Source organism: Peptoniphilus sp. HMSC062D09 (assembly GCF_001811425.1).
Lineage (GTDB): Bacteria > Bacillota > Clostridia > Tissierellales > Peptoniphilaceae > Peptoniphilus_A.
Genome location: NZ_KV804715.1, coordinates 1 through 263, shown reverse-complemented (window position 1 = coordinate 263; position 263 = coordinate 1). Strand labels below are relative to the sequence as shown.

Below are 263 nucleotides of genomic sequence, written 5' to 3'. Positions count from 1 at the left end.
AGAATCACAAAGCAAACCAGAAATTCGTTTAGTTTTGAGAAAACTAATGAGTCATACAAATTTTTAATTGAGAGTTTGATCCTGGCTCAGGACGAACGCTGGCGGCGCGCTTAACACATGCAAGTCGAGCGATGAAATTTTGACAGATCCCTTCGGGGTGAAGATAAAATGGATTAGCGGCGGACGGGTGAGTAACACGTGAGTAACCTGCCTTAGACATTGGGATAGCCTCGGGAAACCGGGATTAATACCAAATAAAATCA

Annotated in this window: 1 rRNA gene; it reads left to right on the top strand. The window is 43.3% G+C overall.

The features are described from left to right. Positions 1-63 precede the first annotated feature (63 nt). A 16S ribosomal RNA gene (locus HMPREF2801_RS05500) occupies positions 64-263 on the top strand; the annotation flags it as partial.